Genomic DNA, 24147 nt, shown 5'->3' on the forward strand with positions numbered 1-24147 from the left:
CATCCCCTACATCCCCTACATCCCCTACATCCCCTACTTAGGACTCACCTTATCAATCACCTTGATTTTGCCATCATCGCCCACAGTCCAGACATCATAAGTACCAATGACATCACCATTAGCGTCAACATCTACATCACCGCTTGCGCCTTGATAATTAATTTGTTTCCCTTCTTTAAGTAGCTTCAATCCTTCACAAACATCGCTAACTGGTGTACCTTGACCAGCGGATACTTCCCGAATTTTACCAGCAATAGCAACCCCTGTATTTTCCTTCGCAGCTTGAGCGGCTAATACCAACAAAGCCGCAGCGTCCCAAGATTGAGGTGCGTATTCTCCAGGAGAACCGCCTTTTTTCTCTTGCCAAAGTTTATTAAAGTTTTCCAAACCTGGACCACTAGAACCAGGAACTGTCCCAATAGCCCCCGATAAAATATACTTGCCGTCACTACCTTTGCCAACTTGGTCAGGGAAAGTAGAAGATTTTACGCCGTCCGTGAGTAAAATTTGTACGCCTTTCGTGACACCTTGTTGATAAGCAGCTTTGAGAAATAAACTCCCTGTTTCCGCATATAATACGCCTAAAACCGCATCTGGTTTCCCAGCAAAAGCCGCAGTTGCTTCTGTATCAAATGTTTGGGATTTGGGATCATAGCGCACAGGCTTATCTTTATTAACTACTGTTCCGCCCAATTTTTCAAAAGTATCTACAAATGCTTTTTCAAACCCCACGCCATAGTCATTGTTAATAACTACTGTGGAAACTCTTTTAAAACCTTTTTTCTTAGCAAGTTGAGCTAAAGCTAATGCTTGATAGGTATCAGGGGGAGCAGTTCGCGCCCAAAAGCCCTTAAAGTCACCTTTTTTAGCTTTGTCGGTAAATACGGGGCTGGTGCTACCAGGAGAAATCAGCATGACTTTATTGGGTACAGCAACAGAAACCGCCGCAGTGGAAACGCTACTAGCAAAAGAACCGACTACACCAGCTACCTTATCTAAGGTTGCTAATTTGGTCATTCCCGCAGCACCGGCTTTAGGATCTGTTTGGTCGTCTACTTGTACTAAAGTGACTTTTTCACCGTTAACACCCCCACAAGCGTTAACTGTGTCTACTAATAAGGGAACTGAACCAACCATTTGTTGTCCAATGGAAGCTAAGTCACCTGTTGTGGGTAATAAACTACCAATTTTCAATCCTTTAGTATCACTGGTTGTAGTGGTAGCACTTGGGGAAGTGGTACTACTTCCAGTAGATGATGGGGGATTGGGATTTTCGCAAGCGGCTAACAAGAAACCACTGGCTAAGGTTGCTATACTCAAGGCTAGGGAAACACGAATTTTTGCCATAGTTAATCACACAGATATTCAGAAAACTTGATGTAGATATATTTACATCAAGCCTTTAAATCGCAGATTATAACATCCTCAAACTATCATTGGTTTCAATTAAACCATAACTTTTTCACCGGGTTTAGGGGCAATTACCTGGGTTGTTAAATTGTTTTTCCCTAGCAATGCGCGAAATTCTGCCACAGTTCCCTTTTCTTGCAAGAATTTTACTAATATTCCTGCAAACAAAATATCCCCTCCGGCTGCGGTAGGGAGGATAAATTGAGGTTTTACGGATTTTGCTACTTCTAGGGCGCTATTCATCCCTTTGATAATCGGACCGAGTAAGGGTAAGCTCAAATCAATGATTGGAGTGATTACTACGTCAATGGGTGCTATTTCTTTGAGTTGAGGGGAATGATAGCCATGAGGTTCATAATAAAGTGTGGAATTATTTACTAAATCTTTGAGCAGATAGCCGTTTTCTAATAGGGTGGGTCCAATGGGAGAACCAGGAAAAGCTTTGATTTCTACTTGCTGATTTAAGGTAAAGGTTTCGCCATGATTGAGGCTAATTATTTGTTGATAACCCAGTTGTTTGACAACTTTGGCAGCATTGGGGGAAGCGACAACTGGGATATTTTTGTTAAGCTGCTTTAGGGTGGGTGGGTGTGCATGATCTTCTAAACCTTGAGAAAGCAAAATTAAATTTATATTATCTGGTATTGACCGATCCTGAGAACGAGAACCTTTAAATAACCAATCTAAGTTATTAAAGGTTAAATCACCAATTAACCAAGGGTCAATAAGTATTCGTTGTTCACCAATTTCAATTAACCAACTATTACTATCTAACCAAGTAAGGTTCATAATCACAGAAATTCCTTATTTTTAATATTAAAGATCAAACTTCGTAAATAGCGATTACTAGGTCGCGCTATCTCTATTCCTATGGCTCCTGCGTCGCCACGCAAGCTATCGGAACGCTACGCGAACGCGAACGCTATCACACTCCATTCTCGATAACTACAAAAACTGACACTATAATGTTTAAAACTTGGGTAATAGGTCAGCTTGTTTACAAATTGCATTGGCAGTAATATGATCAATTGCACGATGCCTTTTGACGGGAATAGTTTTTATATCATTAGTATAAATAGAATGATTGCCACCTTCCCGCAATAAATAAAATCCATTTTCTTCCAAATACTTAATTAAATCTTTTCGTTTTACTGACATAATCAAACTTCTACAGGAATTTGTTCCAGTAAAGAGTTTCCTGTGGGAATTTCTTTATTTTGTTGATGATAGGCAAGAATCATTTCTTTGAGTGCATCTTGTAGCATAGCTCTACACATTTCTAGTGTTTCTCCCTCAGTAATGACTTCTTGCCATTCAATCAATTGTCCCATATATCCACTATTTATTTTGGTATATTTTGCGGTGTATGTAGTTAGCATAAGACATTAATCAAGAGTACTCTATAAATTATAACTTTTTTTTGAGTCTATACATTCTTTGTCACCAGTTGTCTATTGTCCTGCTAACATTTGTAATAATTTATCCATGTTATCTAAATTACCAACCATCCGCCGAATTGGATGGGGCCAAACCTTAACTAAAGTAGGAGTAGCGGAAACTTGATCAATTTCTGCCTGTTCTGGATTTGTGAGGACATCAATAACTTTGAGAGTATAAGGATATCCTAGCGATCGCTCTAAGGATTCGTGCAAGTTCTGTAAAATTTTTTCTGTAGTCGCACTATGACCAGCCACAAACAAACGCAAAACAAAGCCTGGCGCTCCTTGAATATTTTGTAGCACAGGTTGTCTATTGACAACTGGTGGCTGGTATTGCGAGGGAGAATCAGCCAAATATAACCGCACAATTAAATCATGATCTCGCCAAAGCTGAGGAAATGTCGACCGATAAGTTGATAATACCAAGCGATCGCACAAACCATCCTGCCAAGGTGCTGATTGCCATACCAAATCCCCCGTCCCAAAAATCGCATTCAACACAGCCTGATGCCTAATCACCGCCGGATAAGCTTCGGCAAAAATTTGCACTTGTTGAGTCCGAGGATTTAACCAGTGATCAATAGTTGCAGTATAGCAAGGCACTAAAAAATGTGGCGGCTCCGGTAAATCGAGAATTTCCTGCAAAGCCGCACATAAATTTAAATGCCATCGTCCTTGCTTACTAGGGTCAATACAATATATCAAATCCCCCCCAGGCGTAAACAAGGCAATACCCTTGAACAACTGGGGTTTAGAAAGTTTGTCTACATTCAACTTAGTCATTAGTGATTGGTCATTGGTCATTGGTCATTGGTCATTACCCATTACCAATTAAACACGACCTCGGAGGAATTGAGCCATTTCGTTAGGAGTTGGCGACATTTCTAGTGCCGTTTCCTCGGTAATCCGACCTTCTTGGTAAAGATCGAGCAATGACTGATTCATTGTCACCATGCCATCAAAACCAGCTTGTTTCATTAACTCCGCAATCTCATCATACTTGCCATCCTTCACCCATTCCTTAACAGCCTCAGTATTAATGAGAATATCGTGGAAAGCCGCCCGTTTACCATCTGTAGTTCGGCACAAGCCTTGAGCAATCACCGCTACTAAAGATTCCGCAACCGCTATTCGCATAGCTTCCTGTTCTTCACCCGAATACAAATTGAGAATCCGTTCAATAGTTTTTACCGCACTATTTGTGTGCAGAGTTCCCATCACCAAGTGACCTGTTTGTGCCGCCTTCAGTGCCGTATTCACCGTTTCCTTATCCCGCATTTCCCCCACCAGAATTAAATCTGGATCTTCCCGCAAAGCTGCTTTCAAAGCATTATCAAACTTGCGAGTGTGCATTCCCACCTCCCGCTGTTTAACCAAAGACTTACGGCTTTGGTGGACAAATTCCACCGGGTCCTCAATCGTAATAATATGTTTAGCCATCTCCCGATTGATATAATCAACCATCGCTGCCATTGTCGTAGACTTACCCGAACCAGTAGGGCCTGTCACCAAAACTAAACCCTTGTGATGATGACAAATATCTCTAAACACTGGTGGTAGGCGCAACTGCTCCATAGATAGAATTTTGAGAGGAATTAACCGCAGTACCATTGCATAACCACGCAGGGAATCAAACACATTAATCCGCACACGGGCAAAATCGTACTGAGTCGCCCCATCAAATTCTAAATGTTCTTGAAACCTTTGAATTTCAGAATCAGAGAGAATCTCCCGCAACCAACGCATAAAAGTCGGTTTATCAACTTCGGGATAACTTGTCGTCAGAATTTCCCCTCGGCTGCGGAAGCGGGGAATTTCACCCACTCCCAAGTGAATATCAGAGTAACCCTCATCAAAGGCTTCCTGAACAAGCTGCGCCAAGGTACGTCCTACAGGTTCATTCGTTAACCCATTAGAATTGGAAAATATTGGTGGTGGTGTAGTAATTATTGGTGGCGCTGGTGCGTTCATTTCTAAATTTGCCACCGGAGGCTGTACTTTTGCTTTTGGTAAAGGTGGCGGCATTCTAAATGTTTGTGATTCTGTCATATATTTTCACCTTTGTTAATTAGTAATTTTGTCAGTTGTCAGTTGTCAGTTGTCAGTAGAAAATATTTTCCCCCTGCTCCCTGCCCCCTGCCTCTGTTATGCAGTCTTTTGAGTCGGTTATTCACCAACATACATATTTTTTAACACATACTGATTATCCTTGATCTTCCGTAAGATTTACATAATATACAGGAATCATGAATGATATTTGAAAAATTTTAAGGCTATAGTGATTTTCAGAACTATTCCTTTACCTGAATCTCAACGTTAATTTCCAGCGTTGAAGATAGCGCAATCTGTGAAAGTTGAGGGAGTTACACCACCAATGTTACACAAGTAATTAAGTGGTATCATTAATCAATTAATGTCAACTTGAATTGAGATAGTGATCATATGTTTTGGAACAAACCAAAAACTGCAAGTCCGAAAGTTCCCCCTTTCCGTATCAATTATAGCTTTGTCCATCCCTATGTACCAATGGATAGTGATCCTTTAGTGCAATTTGCAGTAACATTTAGTAATCGTGATGATATTGATTTATCTCAAGTGGATGTTACTGCTCATATTTGCTTGGTATTAGATATCAGTGGTAGTATGAATACTGCTGACAAGTATCCCTTATTATTGCAAGCCATTCCTTGTATTATTGATGCACTTTCAGATAATGATTGGCTTTCTATTATTCTATTTTCCACTCGCAGTGAATTAATTTGGTCTAATGATATTGGAAGTAGTCGCAGTCGTAAACAAGAAATTATTCAGCGCATTGATCAATCTGGAGTCAAGTTTGAACAAACTTATCTATCACAAGGTTTACGTTTAGCTATTGATGAAATTAAATATTTTTCCCAATACCGTCCTGATGCAGTAAATAGATTATATATTCTTACGGATGGTCAATTACATGATGCTGAACTTTGCTATCAACTTAATCCAGAATTACGTAATCTTAATGTAGAAATTAATTCCTATGGATTTGGTCAAGATTTTGCGGAAGAAACCATACGTCAAATTATGGCAGGTTGTCCAGGCGGTCGTGTTAAATGTATTTATAATCAAAATGAGCTTCCTCTTTCTTTTACTCATATAGGTAAAGTAGCAGGTAATTTAATAGCGACTGATGCTGAATTAGAATTAAGATTCTCACCTAATGTAATTCCAGGTGATGCTTTTCGGTTTGAACCTGGTACAAAATGGTTTGGTTCAATAGATGGAAGAACTCGACTTTTTTCTAGTCAAATTGGAGGTTTAGAAAAAGGAAGGATTTATAAATATTGTTTTGAAACCCGACTTAGACAATCCCAAAAAGACCGTGAACAAATAGCTACTGCAACTTTGAGTTATAATTTTAAAGGACACAAAGAAACTGTAAATCAGGAAATTTTCATCAATAGAAGTAAAGACACATTCCGTTATTCAATGACAGATGATGAAATTGCAGGGTGGTTTTTTTGGTTAGATGGATTGCGTACTAATGATCCTAAAGCACAAATGGATAGCTTAAAATCGCAGTTAAAAATATTACTTTCTGATGGTTCTGACCCTGATCACATTAAACTAATAGAACAAGCGATTGATAAATTAGAGAAAGAAGGAACACTGGATGGATTATCTAATATTCAAAAACGTCGATTAAGAGCTAACGATAGAAGTACTATAGGAAGAAGAAACTAGACTATAACATTTGTTGATTTATAGTTTGTTGTAAATTCTTAAAACTACTATATTTGTATTGAATGAGATTACTAATTAATTTTTGTAACTCAGGAGAGTAGTTTTTTAAAATAGTTTCTGAAAGATTTGGGTTTTCACCTGGATAAGGTTGTTTATTTGTTAATACTTCCCATAACATCTTACCCAAAGTATACATAACATAGTTAGGGTTAGGATATATGATGTTTCCTTGTTCATAAGATTCCAAATATTCTACAGGAATATAACTTTCTGTAAATGGTGGTGAAATGTTTTCATCTGGACGAAGAGGAATTAATGAACCAGCATCTAAAATCCTAATCTGACTATTATTAGCAGTGAAAATAAAATTTAGAGGATTAATATCAGAATATAAATACCCTTCTTTAAATAAAGTAATGCACAAATCTGTCATTTTTGATGCTGTTTCCCATGCTAATAATTCTATTTGTTCATACTTAATTATAGATTGATTATGTAAATAACGGGTGACTTCCAATAAATCCATACCTTCAATAAATTCCATCACTAAATAAGGTTCTTGATTTGCAGTTTCATTACTTCTATAATCAGCATTAAGGGGATTTTCACCATATATAAAATCATACAGAAAGGGTAAATTATTATAATTGAACTTTTTAAGTAGTTCTGCTTCTTTGCTTAGATGATGACGAGAATTATTAATTTGTTCTTGACTAATATAAGCCGGACGATGATAATCAAGATAAGGTATTTTAACAATCACTAAACCTCCATATAGTTTTTCTGCTAAGTAAACTATACTTTGTCCACCAACAGCATATAACCAACGCAATGTATAATTTTGATTAATTCTAAATCCTTTCAAGTCTAATAATTTGTCAAATAGTCCTGGTAAATTTCTAGCTATAAGCAAATCAGCAATATTTCTCTCTCTTAACTCATAGTTTTGTTGTGGTTGTGTAATTTGATTAGATTGATTTTTTAATGAATTTGTATTATTAATCTCATTATTCACTACATTGTTAATTTGATGATTAGTCGAGTTAGGAGAAGATATAGAAGCAAAAATATCTTTAATTACATTAATAAATCCTTTTATTTTATTAAAATTTGGAAATTCAATTAGATTTATTTCATCATCAAAATTATTCTCTTCCATTTCAGCTTCTATTTCTGAGATTCGCCTAATCCCTGGTATTCTCAGAGTAGGAGCATTAGAGTTTATTGAAGGTATAAGCGTACCAAAGGAATCTAACCAATCTTGTATAGATTTAGGACGATTATCATCATTAGGATAAAGAGTCATTCCCATCAGAATAGATTGATTAATTACAGGATTAATTTTAGGATTAATATCAATTGGTTTTTCTAATGGGATACCTGTTGATCTGCTAAAAGATGGAGTAGGTACTTTTCCTGTCAATAAATGATACAATGTGGCAGCCAAACCATAAACATCTGTAAACTCTCCTTGTTGTGAATCATGAATATATTGCTCAATAGCTGCAAAGCCATGAGTTAAAGGTTCTATTTTAGATAGAGTTTGATCGGGAATAAAGTCTCTCGCTAACCCAAAATCAATTAGGACTACCTCAAAATTATTACGCAACATCATATTTTTAGGTTTCACATCTCTATGAAGTAAACCTTTACTATGAATCTCTGTTAAAGCTGAACCAATTTGAGAAATATACAATAATGCTGTCAGTTCTTCTAAAATACCTTGTTTTTTTATATTGTCCCAAAGATTTGCGCCAGAAATATACTCCATAACTAAACAAGGAATATCTCTTTCATTGAAAAAGTTTTCATATTTTGCAATATGAGGATGGGTACAAGTAGCTAATTTCAATGCTTCATCTTTAAAATCAGCTTTTAATTTTTCTGCATCTGAACTTTGTTGAGAATTTTCATTTAAAGTTTTGATGACAAATTGCTTACCCTTATTATCTTCTGCTAAATAAGTAATACCAAAACCACCTCTACCAAATTCTCTAATGATCTGGTAGCGATCGCCAAATAGTTTTTGTCCTGGAGTAAATATCATACTGAGATGCTGTTTTGTAATTTAACTGATATTTATACTAACGCACTAAGTAGGTAAACAGGAAAATTTAAAGATATGTAACGGTATGTAAATTTATCTCAACGCGAGATTCTGATTGAGTTTCAGCTATTTTACAAAACGTAATAAATGTCGCTTTTATTATGCACACCTACTTAAACCGTTGATAATTGTGCTTTACTAACTCCGTTCTAACACACCCTACATACCTAATTTTTTCAAAAATAAAATAGTAATTCTATATCAGTAACTAATAATATAAAGTAATTCAGGGTAAAGAGACAGGTAAAAACGAGGAAAATTAAGAATTACCCAGTACCTACAGCCTATTTTTTATCACCTCTTAATAAATTATGAGAAATAAGATCGTTTTCTATAAGAAATGTTAAGCATCTGGACAATCTGATTGCCGGGATCAATATCTGCTTCTCATCTACCGTTAGTCCATATCTCTCAAGGCATATACCAGAACTCCTTCCCCTACCTGTGGGTATATGTGAATTATCATTCATAACTCGAAAAAATCAACTGTAAACTTTAGTAAAGAAATGCTCATTTTAGAGCTAAGGTTTTATATACTAGATTTCACTGAAACAAAATCAGTTAATTCGCTTTCGAGTGATAAAAAACTGAAATTTAAACTTGCTGTGTATTAGGAGGAAAAGTCATGGTTTCGGCTCAAAGCTCTAATCTAGTTCGGACCCACTCCTTGTTAATGATGAGAAGCTTTTTAATCTGGACATTTACATTGGCAGTGTGCTTGTTAGTTGTTGGTTTTCCATTGGTTGTATTAATGGCTACAGTAGGTTGCTTGTTATCTATTGTTTTACAATCCGTGATGCCTGCTAGTGCCGTGTTAATTGTGGCAGGTGGCTTAGTAACGTTTAATGTCATGGCAGTATTAATTGCTGCTGGAGTGCTAACAGCTAAAGGTATTCATCCTAAGCAAATAAAATGGTTAAATTGGTTACATGACGAAGCTGAAAAAACTCAAACCACTGTTTATGCAGCTTGCCCTTTAACTTGTGAAATCAACCAATAATTATCATTAGCTAACACTTGACAAATAGTACATCTGCCCGGTTTAGCCGGGTTTTTTAATGTTGAAAATAGGGAACAGGGAACAGGGAACAGGCAAGAGTATTACCCATTACCCATTACCCATTACCATTAACTATTTTCCTAACTTAATCGTGTTACCAATTGCAATTAGACTGTCCTCAAATAAAGCCTCACGTCCCCAGCGTTGCACCTGTTGACTCAACAAAGCCTCTGCCTTTTGTTCCGAAAGAGAAGTAACCTGTTGGAACAAACCAGACGACTGAGCGCCACCATGAGTTTCCATTCGCATACAGCCGCCAGTTTCCGAGCAAATCACAGTTCCACAATTAGCTTGAATATTAGTAGAACTCAACCGCAAACCAATTAAATCGCCGACAATTTCCCCAATATCAGCAATGGGAACACCTGCCAACTCAACTTCTATGTGTTTTTGGTCTTGAGACAGGAATTGCACAGAAGTGATGTCATAATCACCGTTTTCCTGTTTATAGCCAACTGGTTGCCATTCTAAGCGATTAGCTAACCAACCCAAATACAATAAGGCTTGAGCAGCATTGCCTTTTTCATAATCAATATTGACACGATCAATTTCTCTAAGAGCAGCCCGACGATTAGGCGCATCATAAGCTTGTGCTGTCAACTCCTGCCACGCAGATAACCGCCGCCAATTCAAATCAGCCAAAGGTACACCAGATTCTACTAACTTTTGCAAGCTGAGTAAATCATCTTCTGGTGTATTAAAGTTGCAAGAATCAACAATGACATTATTGCAAACTGCGGCTAATCGTTTAAACAAAGGGTTAGCCGCATCCGGTGTAGCTTTCCACCAGAGGAACTTAGGTAAACCACCGATTAATAAAGCGGGAATCATGCCCCCAATGCGTTCTAATGCCGAAGCAGTACCAGTGAGTGTAATATATTCACAGCAAACAAGAGTGCTAGAAGACTGCTTTTGAATTGGGCAATAGGCAGAAACTTGAGCCTTTACCCCTTCATCATCCCCAGCCACAGGACATAAAGCAATGATCCGGCAGGGGTTACGGATGGCAATTTCGTCCGCAATGGTGGGACTCGTAGGACTGAAAGTATAGCCCATAGCGGCACCATGACTATCTCCATTTGGTCCGGTGTGCTGCTTTTGGAAATATTCTTGCCGCAAAGCAGTGAGAGTTTCTGGTGTTGCACTACCAGTTTCTGAGAGATGGTGCTTTTTTTGTAATTCCTGCAATGCTGTTTTAGTTTGAGGTCCGAGAATGCCATCAATAGGACCCTTGTAAAAACCTGTTGCAGTTAATAAATACTGGGTTTCTTCAGGTTCGTAAACCACCAAAGTAAATGTTGTAGCGCGGGTAGCAGCGGGTAAACCACCGTCTTCTCCCTGAATACCGTAACTTTGCCAAACTTTAGTAAGTTCTGCTTCAATTTCGGTGAGGGAAACATCCTTGGGGGCTTGCAAAGAATAAATTGTTGGTGCTTGGGAAATCATATTTGTCAGTTGTCAGTTGTCAGTTGTTCGTTGTCAGTTGTTCGTTGTCAGTTGTCAGTTGTCAGTTGTTTTACCAATGACCAATGACTAATGACCAATGACTAATTAAAGTCTGCGCCAGCGGCGACCGTCTTGGTTAATTAATAATTCTGCCTCTTCTGGTTCCCAAGTACCGGCTTCATACTGAGGGACAGTGGCAGGATCTGCGGGTAAATCCCATACAGATAAAGCAGGTGTAACCACTTGCCAAGCCGCTTCTACTTCGTCCGCCCGTGTAAATAAAGTTTGGTCGCCCATCATACAATCAAGGAAGAGACGATCATAAGCATCAGAAGTAGCTGTAATTCCAAAAGAACCATAGCTGAAATCCATATCTACGGAACGGGTGCGGAAATCACCACCGGGCATTTTTACATCAAACCGGAGGGAAATCCCTTCATTGGGTTGTATCCGCATGGTCAAAACGTTGGGGTTAGCTTGCTGGGATGCGGAGGGGAACATTCTGGAGGGAACTTCGCGGAAGTGAATGGCAATTTCACTAACTTTTTTGGGCATCCGCTTGCCAGTTCTCAGGTAGAAAGGAACACCTTTCCAACGCCAATTATCTACTAAAAACTTCATCGCCACATAGGTGGGAGTGGTGGATTCAGGATTAACTCCTGGTTCATTTCGATACCCTTCCACCTGTTGTCCTTTCATCCAGCCAGCGCTGTACTGACCACGAATAGCTGATTTTGATAAATCATGAACATCAGCCAAACGGGTAGCTCGTAGCACCTTGACTTTTTCTGTACGGATACTATCAGCATCCATAGCGTTGGGTGCTTCCATTGCCGTTAAACAGTAAAGCTGCATTAGGTGGTTTTGTAACATATCCCGGAGTGCGCCGGCGGTTTCATAATAGCCAGCCCGGTCTTCCACGCCTACGGTTTCGGCTACGGTGATTTGGACGTGGTCAACAAATTGCCGATTCCACAAAGGTTCAAAAATGGCATTAGCAAAGCGGAAAACCAGCAAGTTTTGGACTGTTTCTTTACCTAAGTAGTGGTCAATGCGATAAACTTGGTTTTCTTTACAAAACTTTTGGACTACTTGGTTGAGGTTTTGGGCGGAAGCTAAATCGCGTCCAAAGGGTTTTTCGATGACTAAACGATGTTTTTCGGGGTCGTCTAGCATTCCCCCTAGTCCTAGTTGTTTGATAGCTTCGGGGAAGAAGTTGGGCGCGACGGAAAGGTAGAACATCCGGTTTCCGCGTGTTCCCCGTTTTTCGTCTAATTCAGCTAATAGGGTTTTGAGTTTTTGGTAGCCGGCTGGGTCGTCTATGTTCCCTGGGCAGTAAAATAAACCTTGGGAAAAGTCTTGCCAGAGTTCACCTAGTTCTACACTAGCGTGAGCTTCTTCCATGCCTTTTTGCATCTGCTCACGGAAGTATTCATGACTCCATTCCCGACGGGCTACGCCCACAATGGTGGTTTCTGCGGGAATCCGTCTTTCTCTCCGCAATTTGTATAATGCTGGGACTAGTTTCCGCCAAGTTAAGTCTCCAGACGCGCCAAAGATGACAATTATTTGTGGTTCGGGCATCCCTTGCTGTTGTAGACCGGCACGCAATGGATTTTCTAACAAACTGACCATAGGATTTTAGATTTTAGATTTGGGATTTTGGACCGGGGGTTGAGGTTTGTGATCTTTGCCAATTGCCCCAATTCCCCCTACAGGTGAGAATAGCTTGACTTTGCCTTTTAAAGAGTTCATGAATGACACAGAAAAGACACGGATAGCTTATTGCAGGTATATAGGGTACATAATTAGAATTCAGAATCCAGAATTTAGAATCCAGAATCCAGGGAATAAATTCCCTGTCTGATAGCTAAAGTCGGTTTTAACCGACTATTTTTCTTTTATTTGTTCAGTCTAGAACATGAGGTTTGATTTTTTAATTAATTAGAGCTTTGTCTAGTTATCTGTTTTAATAAAAGACATGACTTTGGCTACGTTTTCTTTACTACCAATAATTAATGGGGTGCGTTGATGCAGTTTGGTGGGAACGACATCTAAAATATCCATTGTTCCTGTGGTTGCTACGCCTCCAGCTTGTTCAATTAAAAATGCTAAAGGGGCGGTTTCATAGAGTAAACGTAATTTACCTTCTGGTTTTTGTAGTGTTCCTGGGTAAAGAAATACTCCACCCTGTAATAAAATTCTGTGAATATCGCTCACCATTGCCCCACTGTAACGGGAACTATAACCTTCTGTGCGATGAACATAACGGATATATTCTCTAAAAGATTCATCCCATTGCCAGAAGTTGCCGTCATTAACGCTATAAGTGGCGGCATGATCTGGCATTTTGATATTTTCTTGACAGAGAATAAACTCACCCAGGCTAGGATCAAGAATGAAGGAATGTACTCCTGTACCTATGGTATACACAAGCATGGTACTTGGTCCATATAGAATATATCCTGCCGCTAATTGCTTGCGTCCATTTGCGAGTAGGTCTTTAGCTTCACCATCAATATCTGCTCCTTCCTGTTGACGAATGGCAAAGATAGAACCTAAACTGAGATTGTTATCTGTGTTGGATGAGCCATCAATGGGGTCATAAAGAAGAGTATAACGACCAATCGGGCAATTTTCCGGGATATAGTAGGGTTTTTCCATCTCTTCGGAAGCGAGACGACAAACTAAACCGCTTTGCTTGAAGACAGAAATAAATACTTCGTTGGCGTAAACATCCATTTTTTTGACGGATTCTCCTTGGATGTTGACTTCTCCAGTGAAGCCGAGAACTCCTTCCATTAAACCAGCGCGACTCAAGCGACGGGCAACTAATTTACCCGCTAAGGCGATGCGGTTCATGAGCGCACTTAAATCCTGGGCATCGGGTCCAAAACTCTGTAGTTGTTGGAGGATGTGGCGGGATAATGTTGTACAATCACGATCTAAAGCTTTATCTGTGGACAAATCCAAAGATTCTGATTCTTGAGTCATATTAGTTTTTCCCTAGCAGTTGGCTATGAGGTCGTGGTTATTTATGGCGATTTTCCATCGCTGCTTCTATCTTAGAAAGGGAATTTCATAACTTAGACGTGATTTTAGATAAACTAAAGAATTGAAATTTTGATTTTAAGATCCCCGACTTCTTGAAGAAGTCGGGGATCTGGGTTTTTCAGTATTTTTCCTAGATAAGAAATAGTTGTTTTAGTGCTTGTTTTCACTACGCACTTAGTATATGATCATGGAGTCAGGCAAATATGAGGATTTGATAGTCATGGTGAAGATAAAGATTTTCACCCCCCCCATAATCGCTAAAACCCTTGCTGTAACAGGATTTGCAACTTCTATTTTGTTAGGTGCTGCTCCTGCTCATGCTATTAATTTCAATTTTCAGTTTCAGGATACTTTTGGAGGTACTAACGGGTTCGTTACAGGAACATTAAGTGGTTTGGTTGAAGGTAATAACACTGGACTAGGGATTACAGCAACGGTTATCCAATCCTTGGTCAATTATGGTTGGGAACACCTGGGAATAAAGGTTCTTCTGACAGAATATACGTTGGTGGCTATACTTGGCCTGCCGATTATAACAACTCTACAACAACATTCACGGCCGTTGCAACACCTGTTCCCTTTGAGCCTAACTCGGCCGTGGGAATAGCAACATTAGGTTTTTGTTTTGGCGCTGCTAAACTCCGCAGAAACCATCTTGCTAAAAAACGCATGGTATCAGTTGAGGCTTAGTTTGATTTTATAGACAAAACACAATAAATATCTTTGAGCCGGCTTGAGCCGGCTTTCGTTATTAGACTGGGAATTCATTCCCAGGTGGGTTCTATTGTAATTTATCCTGAGTCCGCCTCAGAATGAATTCTGAGGCTAATAGCAAAAGTAAGCTAAAGCTAACTAACTAACTAAAGATGAAATTTTTCGGGAGCATTATCATCTTGATTATGTTCTTCCAAAGATGCAATTGTCGTAAAACCCTATAAGTAATTGGACAAAAATATTTACAGTCATTGCGAGGGAAGGGAAGCAATCACAACCCTTGTAATTGCTTCATTTCACTTCGTTCCATATGGCTAACGCCACGCAGCGCTTACGCAATGACATTGTGTAATTAATTCTGTCTCACTAAGTAGGTGGGCGTTAAAAATTGTCCTTGGGGCAAGGGAACAGGGAACAGGGAACAGGAAGAGAGTTTTGAGTGATTTTACTTTTCTTCACATACCTTTAAATTTTAATCAAACCGGAGTCCTATAGTTAGGAATAGGAGTCAAAAGCAAGAATTATGTTGAATATTTTCTATCTATGAATGATGATTTTTTCTTTGTCTAAGTCTCAAGTTTATTTAGTAGTTATTAGTTAAAATACTGATAATCAGGGTAACAATAATCTTCAGTTCTGATAGAAATGAGAGGTTATGAATTTATTGATTTTTCTAAATAAATTTATTGACGATTTTGCATATAATCAAAATATATCTGCTAAAGGTATTAAAGCTGGATTTTTATTTCCTGTTGGCATTGGTTGAGATAAATAACCAATAAGGATTTACGAGTAAGCCTAATTATGCCTAAAAAGACGACTACTCCCCATTAACGACCTGGAGACGAGATGTATCTAGCGCATTCATTCATGAGTGATGAGAAACGGCAACAACATCAACAACATCAACAGCCTTTGATTTTAGTGGTAGAAAATCATGACGATAGTCTACTGCTGATGAGTTATACCCTTGAGTTACTTGGTTGTCAGTCTATTTGTCAAAAAGAAAGTTCAACAACAGTATTTATGGCTAAAGAACATCAACCTGATTTAATCTTATTGAATATTTTTTTACCCGGGATGAATGGACTAGATTTTATTCGGTATCTTAAGCAAGAATCGTTAACTTGTCATATTCCTGTGGTGGCTATGACGGTTTTAACTGATGCTGAATATAACAAACGGATGCTTGAAGCTGGTTTTGATGATTACATCGTTAAACCTTATATGATTGAGGAGTTGGCTGCAATTATCTACCGATTTCTAGGGAGGAAATTTGAGCTATGCTCGGTTTTAGAAGTGCAACAGATTCATTAATAATCATGCGGCAATTTTAGGAAGTTTGACTGTGAATATGCTGCCTTTACCGATTTCTGATGAAAGTTCTATTTCACCTCCGTGTGCTTCAATAATGCGGCTGCAAAGATGTAGTCCTAAACCACTACCTGATCTTTTATTTTTACCCTGACGAAAGCGCTCAAAAATAGTTTCTTGATCTTCTGGTGCAATGCCATAACCTGTGTCTTGAACTTCGATGATGATGGTACTACTGCAATGATTAGCTGGGGATAAGGTTTCAAAAATGCGGATTTCTATACTGCCTGTATCCGTGAATTTGATGGCATTACCAATTAAGTTATGGAATACTCGTCTTAATTCTAAGCGATCGCCTTTAACTATGCCGCCATTATTGCCTGTTGGACTTAATTCGTGGGTATCTAATTTCAAAGTTAAGTTTTTCTCCAGTGCTAAGGTATTTAATTCACTTATGACCTCAGTAGCAATTGCGGTTAAGTTGCATGATTCAAAGTAGAGATTTTTTTGTCCAGCTTCAAAGCGGTAAACTTCTAGTAATGTATTTACCATTTCCAGGAGATTTTGATTGCTGCGAATCATGATACTAATGGGTTGTTTCATTTCTGAAGGAATTTGTCCAAAGACTTCTTGCAGAAATAAATTCAGCACTCGATTAGCAGCTACTAGGGGAGTACGTAAATCATGGGTAAGACGAGAAACAAAGTCTTCTCGCTGGAGGGTCATTTTGCGTTGTTCGTCAATACTGTGCTTTAATCTTAAGAGCGATCGCACTCTGGCTAATAATTCTTCAATCTCAAAGGGTTTGCGAAGAAAATCATCAGCACCGATATCTAAACCTTCAACTACGCTAGCTTCAATACGGGCTGTCAGTAGTAAAATCGGAATATAGTTGATTTCAGGATTATTCCGAATCCGTTGTGTAACTTCATAACCATTTATTTCTGGCATCATCACATCTAAGATAATCAAATCCGGTGGTGACTTAATGACTTTTTCTAAGGCTATTTTACCATCCATTGCTGAATCAATTTCATAGCCTTCGCTTTCTAAGATTGTCCGCATTAAAGTCAGATTATCTGGGACATCATCAACGCACAAAATTCGGAATTCTTTCAAGTTAGACATATTTAAGTTCTTGGTAATCTACAATTTTAAGTGGGGATAATTGATTGAAGCTTTATGAGGAGAATATACAGAATGAAAAGGATTTTGATGAGGACTAAAAACTACACTCCCTAAATCTGGTGCTAAATTTATTTTTCGTGGTAATTTTATTTTAAATATTGAACCTACCCCTAACTGACTTTCGATATCTATTTTTCCTCCCATGATGTCTACCAGTGAATCAATAATAGCTAAACCTAACCCTGTACCTGAATATTTACGACCAATACCTTGATCAATTTGGTGAAATGCTGCAAAAATTTTTTGAAAATCTTGAGAAGCAATACCAATCCCTGTATCCTTCACGGTTATTATAACTTGATTTTGAGTTGTTTCTTGGATTTCTACCCAAATAGTCCCAGCCTCAGTAAACTTTACAGCATTGGAAAGTAAATTGATGACAATTTGTTGTAACCGTACTGCATCATTAAATACTAATGTATTTTCTAGGTCTATTTTAACTAGCAAAGATAAATTTTTGGCTTCAGCTAAGGGACGAATTTTTGTAACCGCATGACTCACAACTTTTGATAAATCCAATATTTCTGGCTTTAGTTCTAATTTCCCGGATTCTAGTTGAGAAAAATCCAGAATTTCATTAATTTTTAGCAGTAAATCTTTGCCATTATTGAGAATTTTCTCTACCATGTCTAGTTGTTGATTTGTCAACTGACCAAATTTGGGACGTAAGAGAATTTGTGAAAACCCAATAATTGCATTCATGGGAGTTCTTAGTTCATGGGATATGGTGGCTAAAAATAGTGATTTGAAGCTAGATATTTCTAAGAGTTTAAAGTTTTGGTATTTAATATGTTGCTGTTGTGCTGTTAATTCTTTTTGCTGTAAAACTAGCTGTTCACGACTTTCTTTAAGCTCTTGGTTTGCTAAATCTAGCCGCATTTCAGCATGATGTATACGGATGGTACTGCGTAAGATTTGAGCTATGGTTTCTGGTGATAATCTAGACTTAAGAAAATACTCACTAGCACCTAATTTTAGCAACTCTCTGGCTATTTGTTCATTGTCTGAATCTATGAGAATTACTAGCGGAACTTTAATCCCTGAAGATTGTAATTTATGGATTAATGTGAAACTATCTTGATTTGGTAAGTGATAGTTAAAAAATACGCAATCATAGTGATTATTGATGAGGGCAAAAAAGGCATGATTCCCATCTTTAACTTCATCAATTTCCATGCTAATAGCTGTTTGGGTCAGAGCTAGACTTACTATTGAGCCATTAGTCTGATCATCGTCTACAACTAAGATTTTCAGATTCTCTTCCATCGGTTTTTCTTCTGGCTGTCAAATACAGATTTATATTCAGCATTTCTATTTTTACAGTTTCTAGATTATACAAATAATGAACACGATTTTCTGGTGAATGAGCAGATTTATTTCCAGGTAAAAGAAATACTTTATCCACTTAAAAACATTGTAAATTAGTAATTCATTAACTGTCCTCACCCATTAGTGAGAGTTGCATGGAAACATTATGTACCATTGGCTTAAGTGTTTTTATCTAAATATTGGTAATAATTGTCAGGTGAAAAATTATTTGCGTCACACATATAAATAAGTAGGTTGGCGTTGAAAATTGTCGTTATGGCAAGGCAAAAGGCAAGAGGCAAGAGTGAAGAGGGTTTAGGCGATTTTACATTTCTTTACACAGTTTGGTTTTATTGTGTTCACCTACTTACGTTTTTAACGTAGATATCAGGGTTAGAAGTTTTTTTTTGTGTCTGATAGCATAGTGTGATAATAGTAATACTCGCATATTCGCTAACTGCTGTGTTGAATCCATTGTAAATTTCGTAATAGTACCATAACTGTAATTTTTCTGATTTGTCTCAATAATTTCATTTGTTTTGCGGGAAATATCTATATATCTTTAGCTAGATTTTTACAGCTATGAAAATTCAAAAATCAATTATTTACTATTCCTATTGATAGATGTTCATTGTTTCACAGATCATATATGCTGAGGGGTGGATAAATTAGATACAATTCTTAAAAATCAGCTTTTTCTCCTACTTTTTGCTATTGGTAATACTTCCTTCAGAAGTCATCTGATTATCACGGGTGTAATAAATAATGAGTGACATTAGCATTCTATTAATTGAAGATCATGATTTAACGCGCATGGGACTGAAAACTGAATTGCAGTTGCATGGCGGTTTTAAGGTGGTAGGTGAGGCGGCTAGTGCGAATCTGGGACTAAAACTGCTAGAAACAACTAAACCGGATGTGGCTGTGATAGATATCGGTTTACCCGATATGGATGGGATTGAACTGACGCGCAAGTTTAGACGTTATCAGGCGGAAACAGGACAATCGCAGACCAAAATATTGATTTTGACGATGAATAATTCAGAAAATGTGGTTTTGGCAGCCTTTGCCGCCGGCGCAGATTCTTATTATATGAAGGATACAAGTGTTAATAAATTTATTGAGGCTGTACAAGCAACGTTTCATGGTAACTCTTGGATTGATCCGGCGATCGCTAATATAGTATTACGGAAAATGCGCCAAGGTGTCCCCGGTGATCATCAATCATTTGATAAGCCGAAAACTGTCAAAATTGAAGCCCTAGAAACAGAATATGAACAAGTTTTAGAAACTTACCCCCTCACCCAACGGGAACTGGAAATTCTGGCATTGATTGTGGCTGGTTGCAGCAATGGACAAATCGCCGAGAAGTTATATATTACTGTAGGTACGGTCAAAACTCATGTTCGCAATATTTTAAATAAACTCTGTGCTGATGATCGTACCCAAGCAGCAGTTCGGGCTTTACGTTCCGGTTTGGTGGTTTAGGAAAGGAGTCATGAGGTAGGGGCGCAGGGCCTGCGCCCAGTCAGGAGTATGGCTAACGCCACGCTGCGCTATCAGGAATTCAGGAATATGGCTAACGCCACGCTGCGCTATCAGGAGTATGGCTAACGCCACGCTGCGCTATCAGGAGTTTAGGAGGAAGAAGGAAGAAGGAAGAAGAAAATTACCAATGACCACTGACCAATGACCAATGACCAATGACCAATGACCAATGACCACTGACCACTGACCACTGACTAATGACCAATTACCCTTTCTTGTAAGCATTCTGCAATCCGTTGTGCTGCACCTGCACGTCCCATGCGTTGAATGCCGTTTCCAGCGATCGCATGGAGGATGTCAGGATTTTTGAGGAGAGATTGGATAGCCGGGAGAACTTGTGATGGTTGGTTGACGAGGGTGAGGGATATGCCTAAAAGCCGACTTTGGGCTTCTGCAAAACCGGGGTTATATTGAGGACCATTACCAGGGATAGCGATCGCAGGTTTTCCCAAACCAATGAATTGTTCCGTTGCTGTTCCAGCCATAGCGATCGCCACATCACCTAAATACAAGCAGTCATTATAGGCTTGTTGGGTCAAGATGAAGTAAGAATTTTTTTGTTGAAAAGTCAAACTGTCGGGGTCAGAAATTGGTAAAGGAGATTGATCACACCGTCGCCAACCTTGGATCTGTAAACTTTGTGATAAAATACTACAATCTAGACCAGGAGCGATCGCCCCTAAAAAAATCATCGTCCCCGCAGCCCCAAATAAAGAATCTGGTCGTCGTAAACTAGCCATCAGTGCTGATACAGCAATCATGATGATTTCCCAATTATTGTAAGCTTCCGGCGCACGAGAACCGGGCAAAAGAGTCACAACAAAAGGACGAATCACCTCTTCGAGTTCAGCATCAGGACGATAGAACTGTTGTGCAGTCAAACTTGTCTGTAACCCATCCATCATGGGATTCCCCACATCTACAGCGGGAATTGACCATTTTTTGAGAATTTCCGTAGTCAGAGAATCTCTAGGAAACACCGCCCGACAACGACCACGACTCATCAACCACCTTTCCCAAGGATGGTAAATCGAACCAGAAAAATTTTCCCACCATGCGGACTTTGATTTCCTCGGTAACAATCCCATTGCGTCACGCACATAATATTCTGATTTAGCCGTCCCCACAAAAGCATAATCAGCACCACTCATCGCTGCAAACAGCAAAGGAACAATATCCCCCACAGCGAGAACAGCCTTTTGATTACCTAACTTAGTTTGTGAACTTACCCAACGGCGGATAGATTGAATTTGATTAAGAGTCAACTGCACCAACCCCCCGCCAACATCACGCATTAATTCACGGCTATCCATATAAATAAAACCACCAGAAGGCATAGTTCGCACTTTACCAATCGGAGGAATATCTATTTTTTGATAAGCACGTCCTTCACCCACTATTGGTAAAGCAAAAATATCCGGTGGAGAAGATAATTGTTGTAAAGCCTGAATAATCCGCACAGCAATCATATCTTCCCCATGACCATTGCTTAAAACTAATAACTGTAATGGAGAATTGATCATTTTTCTAAATGCTAGGAGTCAGGAGGTAAGTAGGTTGGTGTTGAAAATTGTCGTTATGGCAAGGCAAAAGGCAAGAGGCAAGAGTGAAGAGGGTTTGGGCGATTTTACATTTCTTTACACAGTTTGGTTTTATTGTGTTCACCTACTTAGAATTATTGAAAATAGCTTTTGCATATTCCCAGGATTGCCATATCCGGGGTTCAGAAGCTTGATGATTTTTTTGGCATTGCTGAATCGAGGTATGAAATTTCCAAATTGAACCTTTAAAAATCTTACCTTTGCGTCTTTGCTACGGCAGTCGCTCATGGGGGAAACCCCCAAGACCGCGCTGCCTCGCCTTTGCGTGAGACTAAAATTCATACCCTTAATCAGCAACGCCATTTTTTTATCTGCATTTTTAACCCTTGACTCCACTCCCCGTATCAGTAGGGACGATGTATTTTTGTAAAAACAAAAATAATACTAACACTGGAGTAATAGAAATTACTGAACCAGCAGCCACTAACCGCCAATCTAAGGAAAATGTTCCAGCTAACTTAGCTACCCCCAATGGTAGAGTATATAAACTTTCATCCTGAATGACAATTAAAGGCCACAAGAAGTCACTCCAAGCACCAATAAAGACAAAGATAGCCAAAGTAATTAAGGCTGGGCGAATGGCAGGTAGCATTACGCACCACCATAATCCTAACTCAGAACTGCCATCTAAGCGAGCCGCTTCCTCAATTTCTTTTGGCACACTTATCAAAGCTTGTCGGAGTAAAAATATACCAAAAGCAGATGCTAAACTCGGAAAAATTATCCCTAAGTAACTATTTCGCAATCCTAGTTGCACTGTTAAAATATATAAAGGAATCATGACAATTTGGAAGGGAATCATAATTGTGGACACAATGGCAATAAAAATCCCATTTCTGCCCACAAATGATAGTCTAGCCAAGGGGTAAGCCGCTAAGGAACAAAATAACAAATTTAAACCAACTGTTAATACTGATACTAATATACTATTGTATAAATAAGTTCCAAAAGGTAGAGATTGCCAAACTCTGGAGAAGTTTTCTAATGTTGGTTGATTGGGTAATAATTGCGGTGGTGACTGCCAGATATTTTCCGTTGGTGATTTTAAGGCTGTACTGATCAGCCATAATAATGGAAATAGCATCACCAGGGCGATCGCTCCTAGTATTCCATAAATAACTAAGGTTTGAATGCGAGAGTTTTTAAAATTCATTATCTTGATAAAAATGATTAAACACGAAAGTAATTAACCTAATAATACAAAAAAATGACTGGATTTTGCGATATGATGAAATCGAAATTTTCAAAATAAGTAATATTTTCATGAAACTAGTTCTGAAAATAGCAGCATTTGTGACTATAATTATTTTTGTTAGTGTTAGCTTAGTCTCTATCCACAAAATTTCCCAAAGTCAGCCAACACAAACCCCTCAAATCACGGCAGACTGTATAACTAACTCCGACATACCTTGTCATAGCCCAACAACATCTGTAAATACACAATTTATTCCCAATCAGCAATTAGATGATCAACAGCGTTTCTTAGCAGTAATCGCCAAAAAAATCCCCACAATTCCCCAAATTGATACTTTTGAATATACTTTACTGCGTACTTATGGGACAGTATTTATTAATCAAAAGCCAGGAATTAACCTACCACAAAAAGTGATTTTAGATAACGAATCAGCAACCCAATCTTTTCAGGATGCAATTAATATAGCTTTAGTAAATGACACACAAGAATGTTATTTACAAAAAACAGCCGCCACCGCTTTAAATCAAGCCAAAAGTTTAGCAACCATTCCTTTAAAATCAGGTTACGCTGGAGATTGTCTTCGCAATTTTGCCACCAATTTAAGATTTTGGAATAAATACGCAAATAGCGAAACATTAGCACAAGTAAAAGCCGGAAAAGAAACAAAAATTCTCGGATTAGTTGCCCCCCCTGGCACATCACAACATCTGTGGGGATTAGCAATTGATTTACAAGTATCAACATCAGCCCAAAGACAGGCTTTAAATGAAAATGGCTGGTTTCAAACTGTAGTTAGTGATCTTCCCCATTGGACTTATTTAGGCTGGAGTGAAGATGATTTACCCAAATTTGGATTACAACAAAAAATTGTCCAAGGAATCAAATATTGGGTAACACCCATTTAACAGGAGTTCAGGAGGTAGGGGCGCAGGGCCTGCGCCCATTCAGAAGTATGGCTAACGCCACGCTACGCTATCAGAAGAATGAAGAATGAAGAATGAAGAATGAAATTTCTCCCCTACTTCCCCTACTCCCCCTAC

The 24147-nt window shown here is 38.6% G+C and carries 21 protein-coding genes; 6 read left to right on the top strand and 15 right to left on the bottom strand.

Going from position 1 to position 24147, the window contains the following annotated elements; all coding sequences use genetic code 11:
* Positions 1–33 precede the first annotated feature (33 nt).
* The 6 genes from AN486_RS20875 to AN486_RS20900 form a co-directional block, all read right to left on the bottom strand.
* Positions 34–1347 (bottom strand): ABC transporter substrate-binding protein, encoded by a 1314-nt coding sequence (locus AN486_RS20875; protein ID WP_168637209.1) that lies wholly within the window; start codon positions 1345–1347, stop codon positions 34–36.
* A 99-nt stretch (positions 1348–1446) separates the two neighbouring features.
* Positions 1447–2199: an MBL fold metallo-hydrolase gene (locus tag AN486_RS20880; RefSeq protein WP_053538274.1), complete on the bottom strand. Its 753-nt coding sequence runs from the start codon at positions 2197–2199 to the stop codon at positions 1447–1449.
* 180 nt (positions 2200–2379) lie between these two features.
* Positions 2380–2568 carry a type II toxin-antitoxin system HicA family toxin gene (locus AN486_RS20885; protein WP_053538275.1) on the bottom strand — a complete coding sequence of 63 codons (189 nt, stop codon included), beginning with the start codon at positions 2566–2568 and terminating at the stop codon, positions 2380–2382.
* 2 nt (positions 2569–2570) lie between these two features.
* Positions 2571–2789, bottom strand: a complete 219-nt coding sequence (locus AN486_RS20890; RefSeq protein WP_039199611.1) for a type II toxin-antitoxin system HicB family antitoxin — start codon at positions 2787–2789, stop codon at positions 2571–2573.
* A gap of 72 nt (positions 2790–2861) precedes the next feature.
* A complete protein-coding gene (locus AN486_RS20895) occupies positions 2862–3632 on the bottom strand; it encodes a circadian clock KaiB family protein (protein WP_290602415.1) in 771 nt (256 codons plus the stop codon).
* Positions 3633–3680: 48 nt separating this feature from the next.
* A complete protein-coding gene (locus tag AN486_RS20900) occupies positions 3681–4898 on the bottom strand; it encodes a type IV pilus twitching motility protein PilT (RefSeq protein ID WP_053538276.1) in 1218 nt (405 codons plus the stop codon).
* A gap of 393 nt (positions 4899–5291) precedes the next feature.
* Here AN486_RS20900 and AN486_RS20905 point away from each other — a divergent pair, with 393 nt between their 5' ends.
* Positions 5292–6572 (top strand): vWA domain-containing protein, encoded by a 1281-nt coding sequence (locus AN486_RS20905; RefSeq protein ID WP_290602417.1) that lies wholly within the window; start codon positions 5292–5294, stop codon positions 6570–6572.
* Between the two features lies 1 nt (position 6573).
* Here the strand turns inward: AN486_RS20905 and AN486_RS20910 are convergent, their stop codons facing one another.
* Positions 6574–8619 (bottom strand): protein kinase, encoded by a 2046-nt coding sequence (locus tag AN486_RS20910; RefSeq protein ID WP_290602419.1) that lies wholly within the window; start codon positions 8617–8619, stop codon positions 6574–6576.
* A gap of 685 nt (positions 8620–9304) precedes the next feature.
* On the opposite strand from AN486_RS20910, the gene AN486_RS20915 reads away from it, so the two are divergent.
* On the top strand, positions 9305–9679 hold the full coding sequence (locus AN486_RS20915; RefSeq protein WP_027401875.1) for a hypothetical protein: 375 nt from the start codon (positions 9305–9307) through the stop codon (positions 9677–9679).
* Between the two features lie 132 nt (positions 9680–9811).
* Here AN486_RS20915 and opcA read toward each other — a convergent pair whose 3' ends face one another.
* From opcA to fbp, 3 genes are all read right to left on the bottom strand, one after another.
* The gene (gene opcA, locus AN486_RS20920; RefSeq protein WP_290602421.1) at positions 9812–11185 is read right to left on the bottom strand and encodes a glucose-6-phosphate dehydrogenase assembly protein OpcA; all 1374 of its coding nucleotides are present in this window, start codon (positions 11183–11185) and stop codon (positions 9812–9814) included.
* 105 nt (positions 11186–11290) lie between these two features.
* Positions 11291–12820 carry a glucose-6-phosphate dehydrogenase gene (gene zwf / locus AN486_RS20925; protein WP_053538278.1) on the bottom strand — a complete coding sequence of 510 codons (1530 nt, stop codon included), beginning with the start codon at positions 12818–12820 and terminating at the stop codon, positions 11291–11293.
* Between the two features lie 321 nt (positions 12821–13141).
* Positions 13142–14179 carry a class 1 fructose-bisphosphatase gene (gene fbp, locus AN486_RS20930; protein ID WP_053538279.1) on the bottom strand — a complete coding sequence of 346 codons (1038 nt, stop codon included), beginning with the start codon at positions 14177–14179 and terminating at the stop codon, positions 13142–13144.
* A gap of 241 nt (positions 14180–14420) precedes the next feature.
* Between fbp and AN486_RS20935 the strand changes: the two genes are divergently transcribed.
* Positions 14421–14846: a hypothetical protein gene (locus AN486_RS20935; protein ID WP_199924388.1), complete on the top strand. Its 426-nt coding sequence runs from the start codon at positions 14421–14423 to the stop codon at positions 14844–14846.
* Between the two features lie 956 nt (positions 14847–15802).
* Positions 15803–16270 (top strand): response regulator, encoded by a 468-nt coding sequence (locus AN486_RS20940; protein ID WP_053538281.1) that lies wholly within the window; start codon positions 15803–15805, stop codon positions 16268–16270.
* Between the two features lie 3 nt (positions 16271–16273).
* Here AN486_RS20940 and AN486_RS20945 read toward each other — a convergent pair whose 3' ends face one another.
* Both AN486_RS20945 and AN486_RS20950 read right to left on the bottom strand, forming a co-directional pair.
* On the bottom strand, positions 16274–17395 hold the full coding sequence (locus AN486_RS20945; RefSeq protein WP_053538282.1) for a hybrid sensor histidine kinase/response regulator: 1122 nt from the start codon (positions 17393–17395) through the stop codon (positions 16274–16276).
* A gap of 18 nt (positions 17396–17413) precedes the next feature.
* Positions 17414–18721 carry an ATP-binding protein gene (locus AN486_RS20950; RefSeq protein ID WP_168637203.1) on the bottom strand — a complete coding sequence of 436 codons (1308 nt, stop codon included), beginning with the start codon at positions 18719–18721 and terminating at the stop codon, positions 17414–17416.
* Between the two features lie 807 nt (positions 18722–19528).
* Here AN486_RS20950 and AN486_RS20955 point away from each other — a divergent pair.
* Positions 19529–20251, top strand: coding sequence for a response regulator transcription factor (locus AN486_RS20955; protein ID WP_027401882.1), 723 nt, complete (start codon positions 19529–19531; stop codon positions 20249–20251).
* 141 nt (positions 20252–20392) lie between these two features.
* On the opposite strand, the gene AN486_RS20960 is transcribed toward AN486_RS20955, so the two are convergent.
* The 3 genes from AN486_RS20960 to AN486_RS20970 all read right to left on the bottom strand — a co-directional run bounded on the left by AN486_RS20960 (position 20393) and on the right by AN486_RS20970 (position 23065).
* Positions 20393–20536 (bottom strand): hypothetical protein, encoded by a 144-nt coding sequence (locus tag AN486_RS20960; protein WP_290602427.1) that lies wholly within the window; start codon positions 20534–20536, stop codon positions 20393–20395.
* Positions 20506–21834 (bottom strand): lipid-A-disaccharide synthase-related protein, encoded by a 1329-nt coding sequence (locus AN486_RS20965; protein WP_290602428.1) that lies wholly within the window; start codon positions 21832–21834, stop codon positions 20506–20508. The genes AN486_RS20960 and AN486_RS20965 overlap by 31 nt, the downstream gene beginning before the upstream one ends.
* A gap of 397 nt (positions 21835–22231) precedes the next feature.
* Positions 22232–23065, bottom strand: a complete 834-nt coding sequence (locus tag AN486_RS20970; RefSeq protein WP_053538285.1) for a carbohydrate ABC transporter permease — start codon at positions 23063–23065, stop codon at positions 22232–22234.
* Positions 23066–23175: 110 nt separating this feature from the next.
* Here AN486_RS20970 and AN486_RS20975 point away from each other — a divergent pair, with 110 nt between their 5' ends.
* Positions 23176–24012 (top strand): D-alanyl-D-alanine carboxypeptidase family protein, encoded by an 837-nt coding sequence (locus tag AN486_RS20975; protein WP_168637201.1) that lies wholly within the window; start codon positions 23176–23178, stop codon positions 24010–24012.
* Positions 24013–24147: the final 135 nt, after the last annotated feature.

This window comes from Anabaena sp. AL93, from assembly GCF_001672085.1.
In the GTDB taxonomy this organism is placed as follows: domain Bacteria; phylum Cyanobacteriota; class Cyanobacteriia; order Cyanobacteriales; family Nostocaceae; genus Dolichospermum; species Dolichospermum heterosporum.